This is a genomic window from Streptomyces sp. TLI_053, from assembly GCF_900105395.1.
Taxonomy (GTDB): domain Bacteria; phylum Actinomycetota; class Actinomycetes; order Streptomycetales; family Streptomycetaceae; genus Kitasatospora.
Genome location: NZ_LT629775.1, coordinates 2,799,189 through 2,822,262, shown reverse-complemented (window position 1 = coordinate 2,822,262; position 23,074 = coordinate 2,799,189). Strand labels below are relative to the sequence as shown.

Annotated in this window: 12 protein-coding genes; 6 read left to right on the top strand and 6 right to left on the bottom strand. The window is 71.3% G+C overall.

Going from position 1 to position 23,074, the window contains the following annotated elements:
* Positions 1-99 precede the first annotated feature (99 nt).
* Positions 100-2,649: a GmrSD restriction endonuclease domain-containing protein gene (locus BLU95_RS11150; protein WP_093859884.1), complete on the bottom strand. Its 2,550-nt coding sequence runs from the start codon at positions 2,647-2,649 to the stop codon at positions 100-102.
* Positions 2,650-2,808: 159 nt separating this feature from the next.
* Between BLU95_RS11150 and BLU95_RS11145 the strand changes: the two genes are divergently transcribed.
* From BLU95_RS11145 to BLU95_RS11135, 3 genes are all read left to right on the top strand, one after another.
* Positions 2,809-3,078 (top strand): hypothetical protein, encoded by a 270-nt coding sequence (locus BLU95_RS11145; protein ID WP_093859883.1) that lies wholly within the window; start codon positions 2,809-2,811, stop codon positions 3,076-3,078.
* Complete coding sequence (locus BLU95_RS11140; protein ID WP_093859882.1) at positions 3,071-3,676, top strand: DUF6879 family protein; 606 nt, start codon at positions 3,071-3,073, stop codon at positions 3,674-3,676. Before BLU95_RS11145 ends, BLU95_RS11140 begins: the two co-directional genes overlap by 8 nt.
* Before the next feature lie 216 nt (positions 3,677-3,892).
* Positions 3,893-6,085 carry an ATP-binding protein gene (locus BLU95_RS11135; RefSeq protein ID WP_231978517.1) on the top strand — a complete coding sequence of 731 codons (2,193 nt, stop codon included), beginning with the start codon at positions 3,893-3,895 and terminating at the stop codon, positions 6,083-6,085.
* A 1-nt stretch (position 6,086) separates the two neighbouring features.
* On the opposite strand, the gene BLU95_RS11130 is transcribed toward BLU95_RS11135, so the two are convergent.
* The gene (locus BLU95_RS11130) at positions 6,087-6,911 is read right to left on the bottom strand and encodes a methionyl-tRNA formyltransferase (protein WP_231978731.1); all 825 of its coding nucleotides are present in this window, start codon (positions 6,909-6,911) and stop codon (positions 6,087-6,089) included.
* A 161-nt stretch (positions 6,912-7,072) separates the two neighbouring features.
* Here BLU95_RS11130 and drmA point away from each other — a divergent pair, with 161 nt between their 5' ends.
* From drmA to drmC, 3 genes are read left to right on the top strand one after another with little or no spacing between them, the layout of a single operon-like run.
* Positions 7,073-10,888, top strand: a complete 3,816-nt coding sequence (gene drmA, locus BLU95_RS11125) for a DISARM system helicase DrmA (protein WP_093859879.1) — start codon at positions 7,073-7,075, stop codon at positions 10,886-10,888.
* Positions 10,885-12,786, top strand: a complete 1,902-nt coding sequence (gene drmB, locus BLU95_RS11120) for an MrfA Zn-binding domain-containing protein (protein WP_093859878.1) — start codon at positions 10,885-10,887, stop codon at positions 12,784-12,786. The genes drmA and drmB overlap by 4 nt, the downstream gene beginning before the upstream one ends.
* On the top strand, positions 12,783-13,547 hold the full coding sequence (drmC, locus tag BLU95_RS11115) for a DISARM system phospholipase D-like protein DrmC (protein ID WP_093859877.1): 765 nt from the start codon (positions 12,783-12,785) through the stop codon (positions 13,545-13,547). Before drmB ends, drmC begins: the two co-directional genes overlap by 4 nt.
* Positions 13,548-13,600: 53 nt before the next feature.
* Here drmC and BLU95_RS11110 read toward each other — a convergent pair whose 3' ends face one another.
* From BLU95_RS11110 to BLU95_RS11095, 4 genes are read right to left on the bottom strand one after another with little or no spacing between them, the layout of a single operon-like run.
* Positions 13,601-16,597 (bottom strand): pPIWI_RE module domain-containing protein, encoded by a 2,997-nt coding sequence (locus tag BLU95_RS11110; protein ID WP_093859876.1) that lies wholly within the window; start codon positions 16,595-16,597, stop codon positions 13,601-13,603.
* Between the two features lie 35 nt (positions 16,598-16,632).
* Positions 16,633-20,235, bottom strand: a complete 3,603-nt coding sequence (locus BLU95_RS11105) for a pPIWI_RE_Z domain-containing protein (RefSeq protein ID WP_093859875.1) — start codon at positions 20,233-20,235, stop codon at positions 16,633-16,635.
* Positions 20,228-21,382: a pPIWI_RE_Y domain-containing protein gene (locus BLU95_RS11100; RefSeq protein WP_093859874.1), complete on the bottom strand. Its 1,155-nt coding sequence runs from the start codon at positions 21,380-21,382 to the stop codon at positions 20,228-20,230. Before BLU95_RS11100 ends, BLU95_RS11105 begins: the two co-directional genes overlap by 8 nt.
* Positions 21,383-21,385: 3 nt before the next feature.
* On the bottom strand, positions 21,386-23,011 hold the full coding sequence (locus BLU95_RS11095) for a PD-(D/E)XK nuclease family protein (protein WP_107452517.1): 1,626 nt from the start codon (positions 23,009-23,011) through the stop codon (positions 21,386-21,388).
* Between the last annotated feature and the right edge of the window lie 63 nt (positions 23,012-23,074).

Sequence of the window (23,074 nt, the reverse complement as noted above, 5' to 3'; positions counted from 1 at the left end):
GGGTCCAGCTTGTGTCGATGGGGTGGCAGTCGACCTCGACGGGTCGACTTCTGACGGCGTTGGGCCGACGTGTCGACTCGACCCGACGCCGTCACGTGCTCAGGTTCGTCGGGCTAGGTCCAAGGCGACCGTGTGGACGAACCACTCCAGCACCGCGCAGATCTCCTCGCCGTGCTCCGCGAAGACCTGGAGCGGGAACGACGGACGGAGGTCCAACTTCGCCTCGGCCAGCTCGATCCCGTCGATCTCGTTCAGAAGGCTCAACAGCTCCCGTCGAAGCTCGACGTCGTCGAACGGGCTGCGGTCCTTCAGGTACTGGAAGACCACCTCCGCCGTTCCCGTCACCGGGTAGACGGCCAGTGGCCACAGCAAGTGCGGCTGCGAGCCCGTCCCGGCGTCCAGCATCGGGAAGCAACTGGTCTCCTCCGCGCGCCCGTACTCCAGGTGCCCGCCCTGGCGTCCCCAGAACCGCAACGCCGCCAGGACCTCGTCCGCCACCGACTCGCTCTGGTTCTCGGACAGCTGGGCGCAGAAGCGCTCGGCCGCCGCGCCGTTCTCGGTGTCCGGCAGCGGGTCGTTCGCGGTGTCCGCCGGCATGTCCCGGCCTAGCAGGGTGGCCAGTTCCGGTGCGGTCAGGCGGCGGGAGCGGTGGGCACGGCCTGCCTTGTCGAAGGGGACGCCCTCCTGCTCCAGGATCTCCTGCGGGGTCTCCGTCCGGTCGTCGTCGAGCCAGCGGAAGCCGGGGGAGACCCGGCCGTCCGAGTTCAGCACCCGGTAGGCGCCGATCACCCCGGCCTTAGTGGCCAGATGGTTCCCGATCCCCACCGCATGGAGGCCGATCAGTTCGGCGACATCACCGTACGAGGTCCAGGTGCCGCTGGGCATGACGACGAGGGCCGCGTGGAGTTCCGCCCACCCCGGCCACTCGTCACCGACCGTCTTCACCGCACCGAGAGGTGCCGGCCACAGTTCGCACGCCCGCTGGGCCAGCCGGTCGGCGCGGGCCAGGATCTCAGCCCTGCCCCAGCGCTCGGCGGCGGCGATCTCCTGGTTCATCCGCAGCGCACTCGAATCGAGGATCTGCTGCTTCCGCTCGAACGGGTGGTTGGAGAGCTTGGAGTTCTCACCGGACAGTGTCAGGTTGCCGAGGGTGTGCACCAGTAGGTCGTGCAGTTCCTGCGGGCTCTGGCCGTCGTCCGTCTCCTCCCCGAGCAGGTCGAACCACGTCTGCGACGGGCGCTGCGGCAGCACGTGTTCCACCGACAGGGCTGCCTTCTCGAAGTCCACCGGTTCGCTGGCCGCGTGGCTCTCCTCCAGTCGGCGCAGGACGTGGAAGCGCTGGCCGGACCGACCGCTCCAGTAGAACGGCTTGCTGCGGACGGCCTCGCGCAGGTCCTCGTCGGACGGCCACTTGCGGCGTCGGCCCGACAGCAGCCGGTGCGCGGCCTCGGCGGGGGAGCGGTCCGTCTCCAGTTCCCTGGGGGCGTCCATGAAGATGCGGTTCAGATTGTTCGTCGGGACCTGGCAGATCATCCGGCGGACCAGGTACGACTCGACGTAGCCCAGTGCCTCTGCCGCCTCCGCGGCCGTCGCACGGCCGGTGTCGACGAGGTCCAACAGGTGGAGCGCGAGCGGGTAGTGGGTCTGCCCGCCCCAGGCCCCCAACCGCTCCAGTGCGACGCGCAGTGCACCCGAGCCCTCCCGCTCGGGCTCCAGGATGCGCAGCAGTCGCCCACCGCGCTCGGCGAGCAGGGCGATCTCCTGCTGCAACGCCTCCTCGTCGTCCTTGAAGACGTCCAGCCGCTTCTGCTGTTCGCGGTAGATCTCGCTCTGCTTGGCCTTGTTGTGCCCGCGTACCACCAAGTCCAGCCAGACCAGGAGTTCGAGGTTCTTCGGGCCGAGCTGCTGCTGCATCGGCAGCCAGAGTTCCCGGTAGACCCGCTCGCCCCGCTTGGGAAGCAGGCTGAACACGTAGTTGCGCAGCAGGTCGCTCTGGCTGAGGCCGACACCGGTGTTGTTGATCGACTCGAAGATCCGGTAGACGTTGTCGCCGTCCTGGGCGGTGATCTCGACGATCGAGAGCAGATCCTTGAGGACGGTCTCGACCGCAGCGGTCCACGCGGCGCCGTGTTCCCCCTCTCCCTGGGCGAGTGCGCCGAGGAAGAACCGGTAGGCGAGACCGATGTTGTCCGCCCCGCCGGCCTTCGGAGAGGACTCCACGCACGCGGTGTACGCGTCCCGGTCGGCCTGGGTGGGCAGCAGACGGTAGTGGTCGAGATCCTCGTGGAACTCGTTGACCAGGATCTGCCGGTGGACCCGGTCGGCGGCGCGGTCGTTCGGGCTGCTCTTGTAGTGGTCGCGCAGAGCGGTGAACGCGAGCATCAGGGTGGTGAGCCGTTGCTGGCCGTCGACCACCAGCCAGCGCTGGACACCGCCGGCCTGGATGTGGCCGGGGGCGAGGACGACGGAACCGAGGAAGTGCGGCGCCGGCTTCTCCGCGCCGATGTGCTGCTCCACCAGCTCGGACACGTCGTCCCACAGGCGCTGCAGCTGGTCGCGTCCCCAGCTGTAGGTCCGCTGGTAGAGCGGTACCTGGAACTGCTTGTCCCCCTGGACCAGTTTGAGGAACGTGATCTCCTGCGCGCGCATGTCTCCCTCTTCGCCGACCGTGCACGGAGCTGCGGGTCCGGCACCGAGCGACAGCGTAAGGGCACGGTGTGACGCTCGGGAGCCGGAGGAGGATTGACGATCGGCGGTTCTGCTTTGTACCGTGTGTAGCCAATCGCTCACGCGGTACTCGGAGGCGTGATGAGTCAGCCTTGGGAAGCGGATCCCGCTGCGGCGTTGAGTCGGCGCATGGGCAGGTCGCCGGCCGAGTTGGGTACCACTGGTGGGCGGGACGGGTGCCCCGACGTCTGGGAGCTCTCCAACGGCGACTTCGCCGTCATCGGACGGGATCTGACCGCGGAGTACCGAGCGGGACTTCCTCAGGACGTGGTGGTCGGTGAGGGCGAGCGCCTCGTCGTGGTTCCCCGGGCCACGCTCCTCTCCGCGAAGGCGGACCTACCGGATGCGTGACCTCCTGGCCGACGTGCCGGGAGACCGACTCCTGCTCGACGAGTACCGGAAGGACTTCCGGCAGCGGGATTTCGCGGTCGACGGCTACGATTCATGGAAGCTGGAACGCCGACAGGATTTCCAGGAGCCCGATGACGACAGTTGGCGTGCGTATTCTGCGGGCGATCGGGGGCGCGCGCTGGAGCTGCTCGAAGGCAGACGTGGCGAACTGCTCCAGCTCTCCCGTCTGGCTGCCTACCATGCCTGTCGGCTGTTGCGTGTGCGCGTCGTGGAGTTCCCGCTCACTCCTTATCTCGCATGGGAACTGCAGTTTTTGCGATTGCGGGCCGAGTGCGGTGAGCTGATTCGGGTGGTCGGCCCCGAGGCCGTCGCCTCGTACGAACAGGACGGTCCGCTACCGGAGCTCGTCACTCTGGGCCCGGACACCGTCTATGACATCTCGTACGATGCGAGCGGTCTCCTCGACGGCGCGACACGCCACTTGGACACTGCCGTCAGGGACAGCGTCGCCGGGTTCATCGCGCACCTGTACGACCAGGGCGAGGACATCGGTGCCTTCATGGCCCGCGAGGTGGACCAAATCCCGGTGGAGCACTGATCGGTGGTGCGGGAACAACCTGAGGCCCACTCGGGAAGCAGCAGTTCATCCATGTCCGGATCAGCCGGCCATGTCGTGCAGGCGCGGGACATCCAGGGGCCGATCCACATCCACTCGGCTCCCTCGCCCGACTCCGGCGGACGTGGTGGACCCGTGCCCCGGCAGTTGCCGACGGGCGTCCGCGGGTTCGTCAACCGGGCCGCGGAGCAGAGCGCCATGGATCGTCTGCTGGCCGAGCAGCCGCCCGCCGCGCAGGTCCTCGTGGTCACCGGAACGGCCGGGGTCGGCAAGACCTCATTGGCGCTCCACTGGGCGCACGCAGTCCGGGAACGCTTCCCGGACGGGCAGTTGTACGCGAACCTACGCGGCTACGACCCACAGGAACCGATCTCCTCCGCACAGGTGCTGGAACGGTTCCTGCGGGCTCTCGCGGTGCCCGCCGCGGCCATACCGACCGATCCCGAGGCCCTGGAGTCGACCTACCGGTCCATGGTGGCCGGGCGGCGCATGCTGATCCTGCTCGACAATGCCTCACGCGCGGCGCAGGTCCGCCCGCTTCTGCCCGGTGCTCCCGGGTGTCTCGTCGTCGTGACGAGTCGCCACCGCCTGTCGGGACTCGGAGTGCGTGAGGGGGCCCGGCACCTGACCCTGGACGTCCTGGCGGAGCACGATGCCGTCGAGCTTCTGCGTGCAGTCACCGGGGACTATCGCAGCGGGGACGATCCGTCCGAGCTTGCTCAGCTGGCCCGGCTCTGTGCCTGTCTGCCCCTGGCCCTGCGCATCGCGGCCGAACGGGCGGCCGGCCGGCCGCGCATGCTGCTGGACGGCCTGATCCAGGACCTGCGGGACGAATCCGGGCTGTGGGACGCCTTGTCCAGCGAGGACGAGGAGGAGTCGGAGGCGGTTCGCTCGGTCTTCGCCTGGTCCTACCGCGCACTTCCCGCCGACTCGGCGAGGCTGTTCCGCATGCTCGGCCTCCATCCCACTGGTGAGTTCAGCACGTCGGCTGCCGCAGCCCTCCTCGGGAGCAGCATTCGTCACACGCGCCGTTCGCTGGACGGGCTGCTCGCGACCCACATGGTCGAGCAGACTGCCCCTGACCGCTTCAGGTTCCACGACCTCCTGCGTGCCTACGCGATCGACCAGGCGAAGCACGAGCAGGAGGCGGAGGAGAGTGAGCGAGCGATCCGTCGTGTCGTGGCCTGGTACCTGCACACGGCCGACGCGGCGCAGGAACGCACCGCTCCTCACGAGCCGCGGGTCCGGCTCGCCCGCCTCGAACCCGATGTGGAGCCCGGGGCGTTCCAAGGCGAGACCGAGGCGATGCTGTGGTTCGAGACGGAACGCGACAACCTCGTGGCCGCCACTCGCACGGCGACTGTCATCGGCCTGGACGAGGTTGCTTGGCAGCTCCCGGTCGTCCTTCGTGCCTTCTACATGGTGCGTAATCCTTTCCAGGAGTGGTTCGCCACCTCTCGCCTGGGCCTGGCCGCTGCGCGCCGCTGCGGCGACCGCCACGCGCAGGCGGAGCTGCACGAGAGTCTGGGCATGGCGTACACCCAGTCCAGCCGGCTCGACCGGGCCGCTGAGCAGTACCGGACCGCTCTGGAACTCCGTCGTGAGCTCGGTGACCCCGGCGGCGAGGCACTGACCCTCAATGGGCTGGGCTTCCTCTCCCTGCGCCAACGCCGCCTGTTGGAGGCGCGTGACGCCTTCACGCATGCCCGCGCGCTGTTCCGGTCGCTCGATGACGCCTACTGGGAACCACGGGCGGCGGTGAATCTGGCCGAGGCCCATCTGGATCTCGAGGCCCTGGCCGAAGCTGAGCCGCTGATCCGATTCGGCCTGGAGACGTTCCGCGACCGGGCCGACCGTTGGGCCGAGGGGAACGCGTTGTGCCTCCTGAGCAGGCTCCAGCTCGGCCGAGCACAGGCGGACGAGGCTGTGGCGAGCGCGCAGCGCGCTGTCGACCTCGCCGCTGAGCTCGGCAGTGCCGTGGCGGAGGGCCATTGGCTGACCCAGCTCGGGCATGCCCAACGCGCCGCCGACCGTCCGGACGGCGCCCTCGTCTCCTACCAGCGTGCCGCCGTCCTCCAGCGGCGGCTCGGGGACCGCAGCCGCGAGGCACTGGCTTGGGACGGGACCGGCCTGGCCTACCTCGCGCTGGGCCGGGCCCGGGAAGCGGGTGAGTTCCACCGCAGCGCGCTCGCGGCGCACCGTGACCTGGGTGACCACTGGCAGTGGGCGGTCTCCCTGTGCCACCTGGCCGACGCCTTGGAGCACGATGAAGTGCCGTCGGTCGTGCGGCAGTACCGCCAAGAGGCGCTGACCCTGCTCGACGATTTCACCGACCCGAGTGCGCGACGACTGCGCGAGCAGTTGACGAGCCGTCTGGGAGGGGCAGTCTGAGTCAACCGGCGGGCAGCCAGGCTCCCCGTGCCGGAACGGGGACCCACTCCGTGATCCACAGAGGTCCGTCCGCGCACTCCTTGCGAACTCCCTCGCCGGGCTCGCTGCGGGATCGCAGGACGGCCGCCCAGTGGCCGTCCACGACAGTGAGGGGCCCGGGCAGGGGGAACAGCCCGAACCGGAAGGCGCGGACGAGGTTGTGGATGTCCCTGCGGTTCGCCGACCAGTCGATGACCGCGTCCTGTGGGCCCATCACCCCCTCGTGGCCGGCATTCTCCACGCCCTGGACGGTGCCGACATGGCCGCTCGCGGCCAGTTCCAGTGCCTCTGACAGCAGCTCGCGGGACAGCGCGCGGATCTGTGCGAAGACCAGGTCGCCGTTCAGGTCGTCCGGTAGCGCGACGCCTCCCCGCTGGGCGAGGATGCGTCCGGTGTCGAAGGTCTCGTCCATCCAGTGGACCGTGACACCGGTCTCCGGATCACCGTGCCGGACGGCCCAGTGGACGGGCATCGGGCCCCGATGGCGTGGCAGCAGGGACGGGTGGACGTTCAGTACGCCGAGGCGAGGGACGCGCAGGACCTCCGGCGGCAGCTTCCACGGAAACCCGTTGCAGATCACCAGATCCGGTCGGTATCCCGTCAAGGCCTGAGCCAGGCCGGCTGCACGGTGTGGGACCAGCAGGTCAGGGCCCGGGGGAAGTCGCGCCAGGATCTCGCCGACCGTTCCTCCTGCGGTCGACGCGGCGCAGACGTAGGCGACCGGATCGTGGCCTGCTGCGACGGTCGGGGCGTGGAGATCGGCGAATCCCTCCGGGCCGTAGGACATCAGCACGACCCGCAATCTGTCCGGCACTGCTCCTCCTGCGCTTCGCGATCCCCGAAAATGTGTGAACTGAGTCAATGAATGAAGGTAGGCTTCTCGAAGTGTCGGTGCCGCACAGTAGGCTCGCCGTACTCGGTCATCCTCCCGAAGGGGCAGTTCATTTCATGTCCGCCCAGCCCTCTCCGCCACCCGTTCCGCACCCGTTCGACGACGTGCCGCAGACCTTCCTCCCCGGCGACTCGTACGACGCGCGGGAGGCTCTCGAAAACTACATCACGCTGGATCTGCTCGGGCCCTGGGACGGAGACGTGGAGGAACTGCCGCACCGCTCGGCCGGCCCCCGCGACCGCTACCTGGTCGGAATGCTGGGCCCCCGCCCGACCGACGAGACGACGGCCCGGGCTGCCCGCACCGCTGCGCAGCTCGCCGATGTCGAACCGGGCAGCGACGGCGACCGTAGTGACAGCGAGCCGCGTGAGCTGCTCACGCCGCAGGCGTCCGGGCGTATCTGGGCCTCTTCGATGGGGCTGTCGTTCACCGTTCCGGCCGCGGTCGGCACGCTCGCCGTCAAGGCGAGCTGGGGGCGCTACTCGTTGACCGAGACCCTCACCGAGGACGGCCGGACCCTCCGGGTGTGGGGACGCGAGCCGGTGGAACACCGCGAGGACATCGACGTCACCGCCACCGGCGACCACCACCTCGTCCTGGACGGGGACAGGCGCGACCAGCCGTGCGTGCGCCTCGACGTCAAGGTGCGGCCGCGCAACGGTGGACCGGGCGGCGAGGACCTCAGAGTGGTCGAGGTGGCCCTGGTCAACCAGTTGGAGGACACCGCCGAGCACCGTGACACCAACTGGCTGTTCCAGACCCGGCTCGACGTGACCGCCTTCTCCGATGTCGGCGCGGCCGTCTTCCTGCCCATCGACGACCCGCTCACACCCGGTTCCGCCGGCCCGCACGAGGACGACGAGGAGAACCGGCTGCGGCTGCTCTACCGGGACAGCCTGCGCCACGCCGTGGGCCGGAACGTCGCCGTCGACGCCAAGGTGCGGCCGGGGGAGCGCCGCGCCCACCGGCTGACGACCACCTGGCTGCCCGTGTACGACGTGGCCGCCACCACCGCGCCCAGGATCGAGGAACAGCCCCTGCTGGCCGGACTCGAACTCGGCATGGACGAACTCGCCGACCTGGCGGTCCCCGCCCGGCGCCGCGAACTCACCGCGGCACTCGCTCCCCTTGCCGACGGCTACCACGCGTGGCTGCAGGAGCAGCGCGAACGCGTGCAGTCGCTCCCCGAGGGACTGCGGGACACCGCTGCGGCCGCCATCGACAAGGCCGAGGACGTCTGTCACCGGATCACCTTCGGCATCGACGCGCTGGCCACCGACAGCACCGCCCTCGAGGCCTTCCGCTTCGCCAACCGCGCGATGGCGCTCCAGCGGCGCAACACCGCCGTCGCGGCCGCCCGCGCCGGCCACGAGGACGACCGGGACTCCTACCGGCGGGCCCGCGACGCCGTGCGGGAGAAGGGCAAGGAAGGCGCCAGCTGGCGCCCCTTCCAGCTGGCCTTCGTGCTGCTCAACCTCGCATCGCTTTCCCGCCCCGGCCACCCTGACCGCGGCACGAGCCCCGAGGCCGTCGTCGACCTCCTGTTCTTCCCGACAGGTGGCGGCAAGACCGAGGCGTACCTCGGGCTCGCGGCCTACACCTTCGCGCTGCGTCGGCTCCAGGGTGTGATCGGCACAGGCTCCGATGTCCGCAGCGGTGAGGCCGGTGTCGGCGTGCTGATGCGCTACACCCTGCGGCTGCTGACGGCGCAGCAGTTCCAGCGGGCGGCGGCCCTGGTCGCCGCGGCCGAGGTGCTGCGCCGGGAGGCCTTCGAGGGCGGGGACCGGCGGTGGGGTGACACCCCGTTCCGGATCGGCCTCTGGGTGGGGACCTCGGTGTCGCCGAACTGGTTCTCGGAGGCCCGCGACCAGATCGCCGGTGCCAAGGAGAGCGCCGACGACAAGTACGCCAGGGTCATCCAGGTCCTCAGCTGCCCCTGGTGCGGCTCCGGACTGACGGCACACCGGGACATGGAGTACGACGAGCGCAGGCGCCGCGTCCTCCTGTACTGCCCGCGTGGCGAAGGCGAGGACCGCTGCCCCTTCTCCCGTACGGGGGCTCCGAAGGAGGGCATCCCCGTTCTCACGGTGGACGAGGAGATCTACCGGCTGGCACCGGCCATGCTCATCGCGACCGTCGACAAGCTCGCCCAGCTGCCGTGGAACGGCTACGCCGGCCTGCTGTTCGGGCGGGTCACCGAACTCTGCCCGGTGCACGGCTACCGCCACGAGGACCTCGACGAGGAGACCGGCTGCCGCCCCCGGCACCGCGGTGAGCAGGCCGCCCGGACGGTGACCCGGCTGCGTCCGCCGGACCTCATCATCCAGGACGAGCTGCACCTGATCTCCGGTGCGCTCGGCACCACGGTCGGCCTCTTCGAGGCGGCCGTCGACCAGCTGTGCAGCTGGGCCTGGACGGACGGGAACGGGCTCCGGCACGAAGTCGGGCCGAAGATCGTCGCGTCGACCGCGACCACCAAGCGTGCCGCCGACCAGGTGCGGGGCGTCTTCGGACGCCGGATCGCGGTGTTCCCGCCGCAGGTACTGGACGTCGGCGACACTTTCTTCTCCCGGCAGGTCGAGGTCAGCCGCGCCGACCCGGGGCGTCGTTACCTCGGTGTGTGCGCCCACGGGACCAGGCTCAAGGCGGCCGAGATCCGGGTCGCGGAGATCCTCCTGCTCGGCGCGCAGCAGCTGTTCGACGACTACGGCACACCGGGCGACCCCTACATGACGCTGGTCGGTTACTTCAACGCCACCCGCGAGCTGGCAGGTATGCGCCGCTACCTGGACGACGACATCACCACCCGCGTGCGCTCCAACGGCAGCCGCAAGGGGCACCGGACGATCGCCGACCGGATCGTCAGCCGCGCCGGCATGCTGACCATCCAGGAGCTCACCTCCCGGATCTCCTCCTCGGAGATCAGCGCGACCCTCAAGCGGCTGGAGGGCGGCTTCGACCCCGAGCGGGACACCTCGGACCGCCGCCGGGCGCTGTTCGCCGAATTCGCGGCCTCGAAGCGGGAGAAGCGCGACCCCAGGGCCCTGCCCACCCACCCGTCCAAGCAGGCGGTCGATGTCGTCCTGGCGACGTCGATGCTGCAGGTCGGCGTGGACGTCTCCCGGTTCGGCCTGATGCTCGTGGTCGGGCAGCCCAAGAACACCGCCGAGTACATCCAGGCCTCCTCCCGGGTCGGCCGTGACCCGAGCCGCCCCGGTCTCGTCGTCACCCTCTACAACTGGTCGCGCCCCAGGGACCTCGCGCACTTCGAGGACTTCGCGCACTACCACGCCACCTTCTACCGTCAGGTCGAAGCCCTGTCGGTCACCCCGTTCACCCGCCGGGCGCTCGACCGCGGTACCGCGCCGACGTACATCGCAGCGCTGCGCCAGGCCGCCTACGAGCATTCGCGCAACACGGACGCCCACACGGTGGACCTCGACGGTGAGATCGCGGCGGAGGTCGAACGGCGCCTGCTGGACCGCGCGGAGGCGGTCGGCGGTCCGCGGGCACGGGGCTACCTCGCCGAACGCATCGCCGCGCTCAAGGACGCCTGGGCCGGCCGGCGGGAGGGAAGCGCGGTGCTCGGCTACCGCAAGGAGAAGAAGAAGGACAGCCTGGTGGCCGGGTTGCTGCGCCGGGCCGACGGCGCCCGCTGGGACGCCCTCACCGTCCCGATGTCCATGCGCGAGACCGAGAACGAGATCAACCTGCTGCTTCCCGGCGGCGGCCGGCTGATGGAGACGCCCACCAACAGCGGGCCCGCGTGGGACTTCCTCCCCGGCCGGGGCGAGGACGGCCCGGACTCCGGGGTCGACGCGGACGAGTACGGAGACACCGCTGCGGCGGGGACGAGGAAGGGACAGCGATGAGCAACGGCTATTTCCGCCGGGTGGGAGCGGTGCGCCCCAGCCATCTGATGTTCACGGCCGGGGTGGGATCCCTCGTCGACCTGCCCAACTTCTCCGTCCTGGTCCAGGGGCTGGAGCAGTGGAACTACAACGGCCTGACCGACTACCACATCGACGAACCGCGGCTGCGGGCGGCCGTCAACCGTTCGCTGCAGCTCTACGGCCGTGAGCAGGTCACCGAGCTGCGTGCGGCGCCCTGGGTCGAGGGCTCCGAATCGGCCAAGGACCAGGCCGCCCAGGGGGTCGGAGTGCCCGTCGCGCCGTTCCCCCAGTGGCTGCGGTGCACCGCCTGCAACGAACTCGCGCCGGTCGACTCCGAGACCTTCGTCCTCGTCAACAGCAATCCGCGGGCGCCGCACGAGGCGAAGTTCGTCCACGACTGCACCCAGGGTCGGAAGAAGCCGCTCGCCGTCGCCGCCCGCTTCACCCTGGTCTGCACCGCGGGTCATCTCGACGAGTTCCCGTACACGCCGTTCGTCCACGGTGGCGGGTCCTGCCCGACCGCACCGCGGCCGCGGCTGCGGATGAAGGACCACGGCGGCAACCAGGCGGCCAACGTGACCATCGAGTGCGTCGGTTGTTCGGCCAGGCGCAACATCCGCGACGCGATGGGCGAGCGCGGGCGGCGCAACCTGCCCGCCTGCCGCGGGCGCCACCCGCACCTGGGGAGCTTCTTCGAACACGGCGGCTGCGACCGCGAGGCCACCCTGATGGTCGCGGGCGCGTCCAACCAGTGGTTCCCGATGACGCTGAGCGCCCTCGCCCTTCCCCCGGGCGAGAACGACAAGCTCGCGGAGCTGGTCGAGGAGCGGTGGGAGGAGGTGAAGGGCATCGTCTCGCGCGACAACTACGACCTGCTGTCCTCGGTGCCGGCGCTCGGCTGGCTCAAGGACCTCGACCCGGACGCACTCATCGCCGAGGTCAAGGCCAGGGCAGCGGCCCTGGGTGGTGAGGCGCCGGCCACGGACGTCCGGCCGCCCGACCTGCTTGGCCCCGAGTGGGACGTCCTGTCCGCGGTCCGGCCGCCCGCCGCCTCCGAGGACTTCGCACTGGAGGCGGTACCCGTCCCCGACGCCCTGAAGGGACTGTTCTCGGACGTCCGCCAGGTGGAGCGGCTGCGCGAGGCTCGCGCCTTGATCGGATTCACCCGGCTCGACGCACCCGACCCGGAATCTCCCGAGATCGCCACCCCGGTGCGGCTCTCCCGGTCGGCCCTGGGCTGGGTGCCGGCCAGTGAGGTCCGGGGCGAGGGAATCTTCCTGCGGGTCCGGGACGACCTGATGGCCGACTGGGTGAAGCGGATGGAGAAGGCACCGCAGATGGCCGCCCATCGGGAGGCCTTCGCCCGGTTCCGTACCAACCGCAGGAGCGATCGGCTCACCGGGCAGTTCGATCCGATGTACGGGTGGCCGGGGGAGCGCTACCTCGCCCTGCACACGCTGTCCCACCTGCTCATCCGCACCATCGCCCTGGAGTGCGGCTACAGCTCGGCGAGCCTCGCCGAGCGGATCTACGCCGGCGACGACACCGACCCGAGGACCGGCATCCTGATCTACACGGCGGTGCCCGATTCCGAGGGCACCCTGGGCGGCCTGGTCTCGCTGGCCGAGGACCCGCACTTCGAACGGATCGTCAGGCGGGCGCTTCGCGAAGCGGCGCACTGCTCCTCCGACCCGCTCTGCGCGGAACGGCTGCCGCACGCCCCGGCCGACTACCTGCACGGCGCCGCCTGCCACATCTGCCTGTTCGTCTCGGAGACGACCTGTGAGCGCGGCAACCGCTTCCTGGACCGCCGCTTCCTGGTGCCGCTCGGTGACGAGTCCGAGCTGGTCCTCACACCGCACGAGCTGCTTTCGTGACGACCCCGCGCTTCGAGGCCGCGGCCGCTTCGGCGGTCGCGGCCCTCGGCCCGCAGCGGGCCCGAGCCCTGGCGGCCCTGCTCGAACAGGGCCGCGGCGCGGAGTACGCGGTGGGCGAGTTCCCGTCCTCCCGGACCTCCGGTGAGGTCCGGGAGGTGTACCGGGCGATCGGGGCCGAATCCATACCCGCCGCCGCTGCCGCCGCCTATCTGCGCGGGTTCAGCGCGGCCTGGGGCGAACGGCGCGGTGACGCCGAGGTCACGACCGTCTGGAGCGGCCCGGGCACCCCGGGCGTGCCCGTGCGGTCGACCGCGCGCGTCCTGACGGAGGTCGTCCGGGAGGCGCGGACGGAGCTGCTCGCGATGACGTATGCGGCCCGTCCCTACCGGCCGTTGCTCCAGGCGCTCGGGGACGCCGTGATCCGGGGGGTGGAAGTGCACATCGTGGTCGAGACCCGGGAGGGTGCCGGTCGCCTGCTGGACGGCCCCGAGCCCGCCGAGACCTTCCGACCCCTGACCGGCGTCCGGCTCTGGCACTGGCCGGTGAACCGGCGGGACCACCCGTCGGCGCGTCAGCACGCCAAGCTCGCCGTCGCCGACCGCCGGATCCTCTTCCTGGGGAGCGCCAACCTGACCGAGTCCGGCGTACGTCGGAATCTGGAGGCCGGCACCGTCGTTCGAGGTGGGGCAGCGCCCGAGCGAGCTGCGGAGCACATCCGCGCGTTGATGCGGCAAGGAGTCCTCCGGCCTTTGCCGTCCTGACGACGACAATCGTGCCGACGGGCCCCGCGCCATCGCGGGGCCCGTTGCCGTGTCTAGGGGAGTACCACCTCGGAGGCGAACAGCGAGAGCTGCCCGGGGGCGTCGTCGTCCGGCTCCGGAGCCTGCGCCAGACCGGCGGCCGCCGCCGAGTCCGGATCGGCATCGGCCGTCGGATCGGTCGCCGCCTCGTCGTCGGCAAGCGTCGGGAGGACGTACTCCTGGGCGAGACCGGCGAGGTGCAGCGGCAGCGGCAGGCTCAGGGCGTCCGGGAGGTCCGGGGCCTGGCGCAGTTGGTGAACGGCAAGGGCGAGCGCCTCCGGATCGTCCCCGTCGGCCAGGTGGCAGCCGAGAACGGCGAGCTCGACCAGCGCAGGGTTCCAGGCCGGTTTGTCGGTGTCGACGGTCAGTTCGCCCTTGCGCTTGCCGGCCTTCAGCGGCCGCGGGGCGAGCTTGTCCGCCTCCACGGCCGATCCGCTGAACTGGAAGGCCTTGGGCGTGGTCGACCAGAACACCCGCGCACTTCCCTCTTCGGCAGTGGGGTCGGTCCACAGATGAGCCGGCAGGCCGTTGATGCCGTTGACCTCGTCCGGGTGCACCCCCCACCACTGCGCGGTCTCGCGGCCCTGGGCCGTCCGGACCCGGACCAGACGCAGGTCCGGGTCGAGCCGTCGGTTGGACAGACCGGTGCGGATCCGGTCCGGTTCGGTCTGACCGTCCTGCAACCACGTCCAGTGCGAGCGGCAGTTCTGCGCGTGAGCCAGCAGCACTGTCGGCGTGCCGCGCAGCGATCGCACCACCTTCTGCAGACGCTCCTCCGTTTCCTGCCGCTGGCGCCGCATGTCCTGCCACCAGGAGGGGCGTTCGGCCTGCTGCTCCGTACCGGCGCGAGGTGCGGGAAGGGCGGACGGCACCTCGGCGAGGCGGGTCAGACGCAGCAGCAGCGCCGGGTACGGGATCCACGCGCCCGCGCCGTTGTCGACGGTTCGGTCCCAGCCCTCCACCCGCGCCATCCCGCTGCCCGGGCGGGTCGGGGTGACACGGACGGCGACCAGCTCGTGGCCGGCCCAGCGGGTCCGGCTGCGGGCGTTCCTGCGGACCATCCACACCGCCGCGTAGCGCAGGCCCTCGGGCAGGCGCTCACCCAGGCTGTGTTCAGGATGGACCCGCACTCCGAGCTGCCGCAGCCCGTCGTCCCAGGCCTTGAGAGCCCGGAAGTCGGCGTTCTTCTCGCTGTTGTAGCCCTTCACCTTCTTGGGGACCGCGATGAACTGGGTCAGTACCCCGGCGTCGGCGCACCCCAGCCGGAGCGCGAACTTGGGGTCGTGCTCGGGCGTGGTGAAGTCCTTCCTCCGGTCGATCTCGACCAGGGCGAGGGCAGGGAGCCGGTCCTCCCGGTCGGCGTCGAGAAAGGTTCGTACCTCGGTGCGACGGGCGCTCAGGGCGGCGGTGACGACGTCCCGAGTGGCGCGCGCGTCGCCCAGGGGAAGGTCGCTCGCGAGCGAGCCGGTCAGCTTGAGGCAGCGCAGCCGGACGGTCAGCTCGGCGGTGTCCCACTCCAGGAGCGCCGGGGCGCCCGGGCGTGCGGCCTCGTACTCCTCGGCGGTAGGCCGCGTGCCGTCGTCCTTGAGACCGAGGTGGCCGACCAGCGCGGTGATGGCGTGGTCGCGCATCTCGGCGGTCTGCCACAGCAGCCGCGCCTCCAGGACAGGCAGCCGATCCGGCGGGCCGTCGGAGTGTTCGGTACCGTCCGCGCCGTTCAGCGCCGCAAGGGCGAAGGCTGTCCCGACCCGGCGGGCGGTGGCCGCCCGCACTTCTTCCGAAGCTTTGGCGACCTCGCCGGAGGGCTTCGGCCGGGGGTTCGCCGGCCGGTGGGTCGCGGCCCGCCGGGTGTGCTCCAGCTCCGGCACGGGGCGCAGTTCCTCGGGCAGCGCCTGCTCGGCCCAGCGGACGATCCGCGAGCGCTGGTCCGACATCAGCCCCGCACCGACCTCGTGCGAGCCCATGGCGGTGCTGTACACCACCGCCGCGCGCATGTCCGGGGTGAGCCACTCCTCCGGCGCGCCGAGGATCCCGTCGGCATCCGGGAACGGTTCGGCCAGCGCGATTCCGCCAAGCATCCCGGCGGGGCCGCCGCCGACCCAGTCGATGCCGCGCTTGGCGCGGTTCCACTCCAGCCGGGCCACCGCGAAGCGCTCGCTCGCGGGCGCCCCCGGCAGCCACGGCACCCGCGGACGCAGCAGGACGGAGGTCCGGCGGCCGAACGGCAGTCGCAGTTGCCCGGTGGAAGCGTTGGTGCGCGTCGCCCACCGGCGGATGTGGGTGTGCAGGTGCAGACGGGGCAGCGGGTCGAACGGGACGGTGTGCAGGGTGATGTTGAGTACCACCGAGTACCACCAGGTCCGGTCGCCCTTCCCGTCCCAGGGGAGCGGCTGCGAGACCAGTTCCGCGCCCTGGTCGCGCGGGCCGCGGGGTACGGCGCGGAAGTACAGCTTCCCGGCGCCGAAGTCGTACGGGTCCAGCGTGAGGATCCGATGTGCCAGATGGTCCGTCGCCAGCTGGTACTGACGGGCGTCGGGCGCGGCCGTGCCGCCCTCGGTGGGCGCGCAGCGCAGCAGTTCCGCCTCCACCGGGTGCCACTGCGGCGGATCGGCGGACAGCAGGGCCTCGACCTCGCGCCGACCGGTCCGGTGCTCGGGCTCGGGACGCAGGTCGCGCAGCCAGGCCGACAGCAGCGCCCGGAACGCCGGGCCCGGTAGCGGATCGGTCGCCCCGGCCGGGGCGTAGAGCCAGAAATCGGCGGGCTCACCCTTGTGCTGGGCTGGGCGGGGACGGACGATCAGGTCCGGGGCGAGGGCCTGGAGGACCTGGTCCAGCCGCCACGTCGGGACGGTGCGGTACGGCTCGGCCTTCGGCGGACGGCCGGAGTTGCAGAGATCGAGGAGAGCTCCGTACCACTGTTCGGGGAACGGGAGGGCGCGGTAGTTCGCCGTGAGGGAGGCCTCGGGGGAGACGGGTGCCCAGGCGGCGGTGCGGATGGTCCGGTACTTCATGGCCACGGTGGCCTCCGATTCGCGTGGTCGGGCGGTCAGGCGCGGTGGTGGGTGAGATGGGACAGGGCCTCGAACAGCGGCTCGTAGAGGAGGCGGGCCAGGGCCGGGTCGCCGGGATCGGGGAAGCCGCTCGGATCGGCGTCGGCGACGAAGTAGGGGGCGAGCACGGTCCTGAGCCGGGTGAGCAGTCCGTCGTCGGTGGGAAGGACCGCGCCCTGGATCCCCGGGGCCAAGGCCCGGGCCAGTCGGGGTGCGAACCGGGCGTCGACGAACACCACCCGGGCCGGCACGCCGCCGCGGACCAGGCGGCCGATGACCTGCCAGATCGTCACCAGTTGGTCCCAGGCGAACGCCTGCTTCTCGGCCTCCGACAGGCGCGAGTAGATGTACCGCCGGGCGAGCAGCCGCCGCCACTCCCGGCGGGCCGTGTGGCGGAAGGCCAGCCCGGCCGCGTCCAGCGTGTCCGCCTGGCATACCAGCGAGGTGAAGGTGCCCTGGTCGAGGCCCGGGTGGTCGCGGCCGAAGCGCGCCGCCCAGTCGTTGATCGCGAAGATGGCCAGCGCCAGGTCGTCCGGGCGGGGATGCGGCCGGGCCAGGAACAGCGCGGTGCCGAAGGCGGCGTTCCGTTGGGCGTTCAGGATGTTGTGCCCGCGCTCCACAGCCATCAGCGGTGCGACGAGCACCTCCGCGCGCCTGTCCTCGGCGAAGGTCGCAAGGTCGCCGCGCCGCAGGGCGGTGGCATGCCCCAGGACTGCGGGCCGCGGGCCGCTGCCGCGAACGGCCTGTTCCAGATCGGCGTCGTCCGAGGCGAGGACCCGGACCCGGCCGTGCCAGCGCTCGATGCCGTGCAGGACGTCCGCGACGGCGTTCGCCTCCTTGTAGCTGCCGACCAGGAGGATGGCGCGCTGTCGTTCGTGATCCTCGACCAGGGCGAGTTCCTCCTCCAGCGGGCTGGGCGACTGGCCGCGCCCCGGGCTGCCGAGCCGGTTGGCCATCGCCCGCGCGACCGTCAGGCGGGCTTTCGGGTCGGTGCCGGACAAGCTGATCGGCCTGCCGCTGTCGTCGTGGAGGAACCGGGTCCGGAAGACCGTGCGGCGCACCGCCTCGAGCGATCGCTCGGACGGTTTGAGTACGGCTCCGACCGGCACCAGCACGTGCGCGCGTGTCGACGTTCCCGCCCAACTCGTACCGGACATCAGAACGACGTGCGGTCCGCGCCGGCCCGATCCCGGGTCGGAGCCGACCTCGTGCAGTGAGAGCAGGAGTTCGCGGCCGACGCCGGCGCACCGGAAGAACCGGAGCGTGCCGCTGTGGCGGCCGGAGTCGTCCTGCTCGCGTTCGTCCGGCAGGTACTGGAATCCGAGGACGTTGCCCATCGGAGCCTCCGGGACCAACGGGGCGTAGTCCAGCGGCGGTCGTCGCGAGAAGTCGTTGCCGGTGGAGTCCAGGTGCAGTGCGGCCTCCACCTGCGGCCAGAGGAAGGTCAGCCGCTCCAGCCGCTGGTTCAGTGCGGAGAGCAGCAGCATGAACTCCAGGCGACGGGCCGTGCGGTCCAGCCACCTGGAGTCCCCGGCGGGCGCGGGTGTGTCGGTGAGGAGTTCGCGCAGCACGGTCGTTACCCGGCTCCGGGTGCCGGTGGCCGACAAGGTGGTCAACAGGTCCTGGGCGAGTCCGACCAGGTCGTCCGTCGGATCGTTGTACGGGCCGTGACCGCCGAGCGGGTCGTCGCGGAACCGGTCGAGGACGGCAGTCAGCACCGAGCGCCGGCCGTCCGCGAGAGGGGCCTCGGACTCCGCTCCGGGATCGTCGTTCTCGTAGGCCTCGAAGAGCTCGCTCTCGTCGGCCACGCCGTCGGGGGCCCCGGCGGAAGCGTCCGGTTCGAACCAGTCGGCCAGCAGCTTCTCCTGGAGCGTCCAGGGGCTGAAGTACTCCGTGTCCGCCCACTCGCGGACGTCGGCGTCGTCGATCAGCCGCTTGTAGAGGCGGTCGGTCGCCGCCGTGACCACGGTCAGGGAAGCGGACCATCGCTCGACCTCCTGATCGGTCAGGGGCAGCCGGCCCTGCTTGGACAACTCCTCGATCTTGTGCGTGTGCAGTTGGTCCAGCCAGGACTCCGGCCCCGGGGAGACGAGGGTCGCGGACGGCGCGAAGATCTCGTCCAACTTCATCTGTACCGAGTCGGCCTCGTCCACGATGACGATGTCGCTGCGCAGGCACGCGAGTTCGAGATGGCGCAGCCGTTCCTGGTTCAGGTGGCTCGGCACCGACGACTGCACAAGGCTGGCCGGGTTCGCGATCCAGATCAGCGAGTCGACGAGCTCGCGGGCGGTCCGGTGACGAGGACACGCGCTCCAGAGCGGGCAGCCGGACCGCTGCCCAGTGGGTCGGGCGGCGGGCGTGGGCGGTGTCGCCGTGGTGCCGCGCGGCTGGTACGGGGCGGGGAGCACGATCGGCTCCGGCTCCCCTGCGACCTGATCGTTCGGGGTCTCCGGCCGCTCCGGATAGAGGGAGACACAGGGTGCGTCGGCGTAGCGGAGCGGTTCGGCCGCCTCGGTGCCGCGCAGGGCGTCGACGACACACGCCGTACTCAGGTCGTCGAAGGCCGAGTCGTCGTGGTCGAGCAGGTTGTCCAGACCCCGGGCGGCCAGTCGCCGGTGGAGCCGCTGCACGTGCGTCTCCCGGGTGGTCGGACCGAGGACCGGAGTCGCGGACAGCCCGAGTGCCCTCAGTTGCGCGCTCAGACGCAGCTGTTCGGCGACGTCGCCGACGACCAGCGTCGTCCTCAGCCCCCGGCGTGCCGCCCACACGGCGACCAGCGACATGAGCGTGCTCTTGCCGGCGCCGACCATACCCACCAGGTGCAGCATTCCGTCCAGGCGCAGTTCGTCGGAGTCGGCGAACGCCAGGCCGTCCGCCGTCCGTGGCGCCAGCCTGAGCTCGGCCAGCCGTCGCGCCCAGTGCCCCGGCTTCTCCACGTCCGCCGCGAGCTCGGTGGCGTCCATCCACCGGGCCGTGTCGGCGAGGTCGGCACGGGACAGCCGGATCGGCGCTCCGCTGCCGGACCGGGCTGCCGCGAGGTCGTGCCCCCGAGAGGAGCCGGGCCGCAGGTCCGGTGGGAAGGTGACGGAGGCGGGGCGGCGGCGGTCGAGGAAAGTGCTTCGCCCGACCGGGGCGAGCTTGAGCTCGCGGCGGTCGAAGACGGGCAGAGCCGCCAGCGCCGTGTCGTACACGGCGAGTCGCCCGGAGGCGACGGTCGGCGTGAGTGGACGGGCCGGACCACCCGCCTGCGGAACCCGATAGGCCCGCACACGCTCCGGCAGGGCGAGGTAGGTCTCCAGTGTCTGGTGCCAGACCCGGCGGCGGCGGAGCGTCCACAGCAGGTGTCGCGCGGCGGTCAGCATGACGTCGTGCTCAGGGACGACGGCAAGGCCGGCCGCCCGGGCGAACGGATACCCGGCGAGCAGGGTGTAGGCGCCTGCGGCCGGCTCGTCCGGTGCGATGAGCTCCAGGACCCGCAGCGCCAGCTCCGCCTGGCAGAGCAGGGCCGGCTTCACGTCGCCCAGCTCGGACGGGATCTCGCGCCACACCCGGCCCAGTTCTCTGCTGACCGCCTGATGCCAGTCGTCACGGTTACGCACGGGTACCTCCGTCCGGGGCGCCCGCCAGCCGGACTGCCGCCCGGTTCACCAGCTCCGTGTCAGTGAGCAAGGGCAGTCCTCGCGCCGCCGCAGGCCGGTGCCGGCGGTACACGTCGAGGTAGCCCGGCCGGTCCTGAACCCGATACCGGGGCACCACCCAGAAGGCCTCGTCGTAGGGCGGATCCGGTGCAACCGGCCGGGCCGACCGGCCGAGGAACGCGGGGTGCGCCCAGTCCTTGACGTCCACCGCCCAGACCCGTCCGTCCGGGAAGGTGATGTGCAGGTCGTAGGCGTCGAAGGCCGGCCACATCCGTACCCGCAGCCCCAGGCCGGTCAGGGCTTGTTCCAGGTCGGCCTCCGCACGCCCCGGACCGGTGACGAACTGCCTGAGCGGACGTTCCACCTGGAGGAGTTCGCCGACCTCCTCGACCGGCAGCAAGCTCCCCGAGGGCGGGGAGCCCTGCCGTCGGCACTGGTCGCGCTCACACCACCAGGCGCCGTCCTGCAGTGGCAGCAGCAGCGTCAGACAGCGGGCACAGGTGGTGTACGCGCCTGCCCGCAGGTAGCTCGCCGGGACCGGCAGGTAGATCCGCCGGACCAGCTCACGGACCGGGTCGAGCACGTGGTCGTTGGTGACCTCGAAGAACTCCACCGAGCTCAGCACCGGACGGTTGACCAGCAGCCGCCGGAACTCGGTGTACGCGTCCTCCTCGCCGCACTCGCGGCACAGTCGCAGCGCGGTACGAATGATGTCCCGGTCGCGCTGGCGCACCGCGCTGTCGGCCGTGCGCTCCGCCCATTCGTGGCAGAGCTCCGTGGGCCGGCCGGAGTGGGGATCGAGGAGGTGGTCGGCGTCGTCGACGGCATCGACAGGCAGGTCGAGCGGCCAGTCGGAGATCGGGCGGAACCGGCACCAGCTCAGCAGCTCGGGCAGACCTGCGGGCGGCTCGGCGCCTTGGAGCAGGCAGGCGAGAACGGTCCGGTTCAGTGCCCGCTGGGCCTCGTCGGGGTAGGGCAGGGTGAAGCCGTCCAGGCCGGTGAGCGCGTCCAGACCGACGAGCGCGGTGGCCAGCGTACGCAGCAGAGGGAGGCCGTCGTGCGCGGCCCACGCGGCCGCGTACGGGGGGAGCGGAGAGGTGTCGGGCACGGGTCAGCGTCCAGTGGTGTGTTCGAGGCCGGGGCGGCACCAGCGCAGGGTCTCGCAGCCGTGGCATCCGTGGCCGGGGGTGGCGGCGAAGGCTTCGTCCGAGACCCAGGGGCCGGCCAGAGCGGCGATGACCCGTCGCGCTTCTTCGACTGTCCGTTGATCGTCCGGGTAGAGCTCCTCGCACGCCGAGCCGTCCTCGTACAGCAGCTCGAGTTCGATCCGGGACCGGTGCGGGTCGCCGCCGAGGAGGTCGGCCGACAGCAGCAGGACGGCGAGGGCGAGTTGCGGGAACGCCTCCAGCAGCGGACGCCCCTCCCAGGGGCGGGACGAGGCGGTCTTCGTCTCCCGCCAGACCCACCCCCTGGCGTCCGTGTAGAGCAGGTCCGGGTCGGCGATGACGACGACGTCGAGCTCCGGGTCGTACGCCGTCAGACGCTTCTGGACCTGTACCCGTTCGCTCGACGGCAGGCCGTCGAGCGGGCAGAGGGCGGCGTGCTCGGAGAGCATCCGGAGGGCGGGTCCGGACTCCTCCGCGGAAAGGCGGGGAAGAAGGGCGGGGAGTACCGTGGCGCGGCAGCCGCGCCGGGCCCGGTGCTGCTCGTTGAGCCACGCGTCCACGGCGCGTCCTCGCCGGATCGCCGCGTTCTCCGGCTCGGGCGACTTCAGATGCAGAACACGAGTCAGATGGAACCTGGCCGGGCAGGCGGCATGGGTGCGCAGGTCGGAGACGGAGACGCTGCGCCGCCGGTGCGGGCGGAGCGGTCGGCCGGCGCCGAGCAGGAAGGGGATCCTGGGTGGCTGCGAACAGCTCGTCAGGCCTTCGCAGTCGGTGCAGGCCGAGCCCGGGTTGACCCGCTCGGCCTCGACGGTCCGGGCGAGGACGGGCTTCGTGTGGCGCACGTACTGCCGGGCGGTCTCTTCGTTGTCCCAGTCGGCGAGGAGTCGATGGGAGCCGTCACCGCAGCCGACCGCCACTACCCGGACCCGCTGCGGGCTGACGGCGTCCACGCTCGTCGGGCGGTACGGCTCGCCGAAGCCGGCGACGGCCGGGAGCCCGGTCGCGGCGACGGCGGCAGCCTCGGCGATCTCTGCCAGAGTCCTGCTCTTGACTGAGTTCACGGACAACAGCCAGATCTCCCGGACACTGCCGTCGGCCGAGGTGTACCGGCGTCCCCAGGCGGTGCGCTCGTAGCGGAGTGCGCCGCGCGTGTCCGGTGCACCGAGATCGGTGGCGGTCACCCAGGCATGTTCGACCGGAAGAGTGTCCGGCCCGTCGTGCGCGTGCGCGGCCTGGTGCTCCATGCGCGCCGTAAGGAAATGCCGTACGGCTTCGGCGGTCCAAGCGAGATGGGCGGGGTGGCAGTCGCGTCGGGAGTCGAGCCCGCTCAGTGCATCATCAACGGTCTTCCCGTTGAACTCGATTGCGTCCAGTGCCGACATCATCGGCCCCAGCGCGAAGTCCTGGACCGGCTTGCGGCGCGACCGCGCCGGGGACTGTCGGACCAGCGGCCGGGCCTTCAGTGCGGCGCCGCGCGGGCAGCCCTGGGGGTCCTCCTGGAGCAGGGGGAGGGAGGTGCGGATGAGCCGGGAGCTGCCGGCGGTGCCGGGTGGAGGTTGCCAGACGGTCACGGGAGGAGACCCCCTCACAGGGTTCGGAGCGGTTCGGTCCGGGACACCAGGAGAGCGCACTTC

Coding starts and splice junctions, on each gene's coding strand:
- BLU95_RS11150 (WP_093859884.1), bottom strand. CDS start 2,649: ATGCGCGCGCAGGAGATCACGTTCCTCAAACTGGTCCAGGGGGACAAG.
- BLU95_RS11145 (WP_093859883.1), top strand. CDS start 2,809: ATGAGTCAGCCTTGGGAAGCGGATCCCGCTGCGGCGTTGAGTCGGCGC.
- BLU95_RS11140 (WP_093859882.1), top strand. CDS start 3,071: ATGCGTGACCTCCTGGCCGACGTGCCGGGAGACCGACTCCTGCTCGAC.
- BLU95_RS11135 (WP_231978517.1), top strand. CDS start 3,893: ATGGATCGTCTGCTGGCCGAGCAGCCGCCCGCCGCGCAGGTCCTCGTG.
- BLU95_RS11130 (WP_231978731.1), bottom strand. CDS start 6,911: ATGTCCTACGGCCCGGAGGGATTCGCCGATCTCCACGCCCCGACCGTC.
- drmA (WP_093859879.1), top strand. CDS start 7,073: ATGTCCGCCCAGCCCTCTCCGCCACCCGTTCCGCACCCGTTCGACGAC.
- drmB (WP_093859878.1), top strand. CDS start 10,885: ATGAGCAACGGCTATTTCCGCCGGGTGGGAGCGGTGCGCCCCAGCCAT.
- BLU95_RS11110 (WP_093859876.1), bottom strand. CDS start 16,597: ATGAAGTACCGGACCATCCGCACCGCCGCCTGGGCACCCGTCTCCCCC.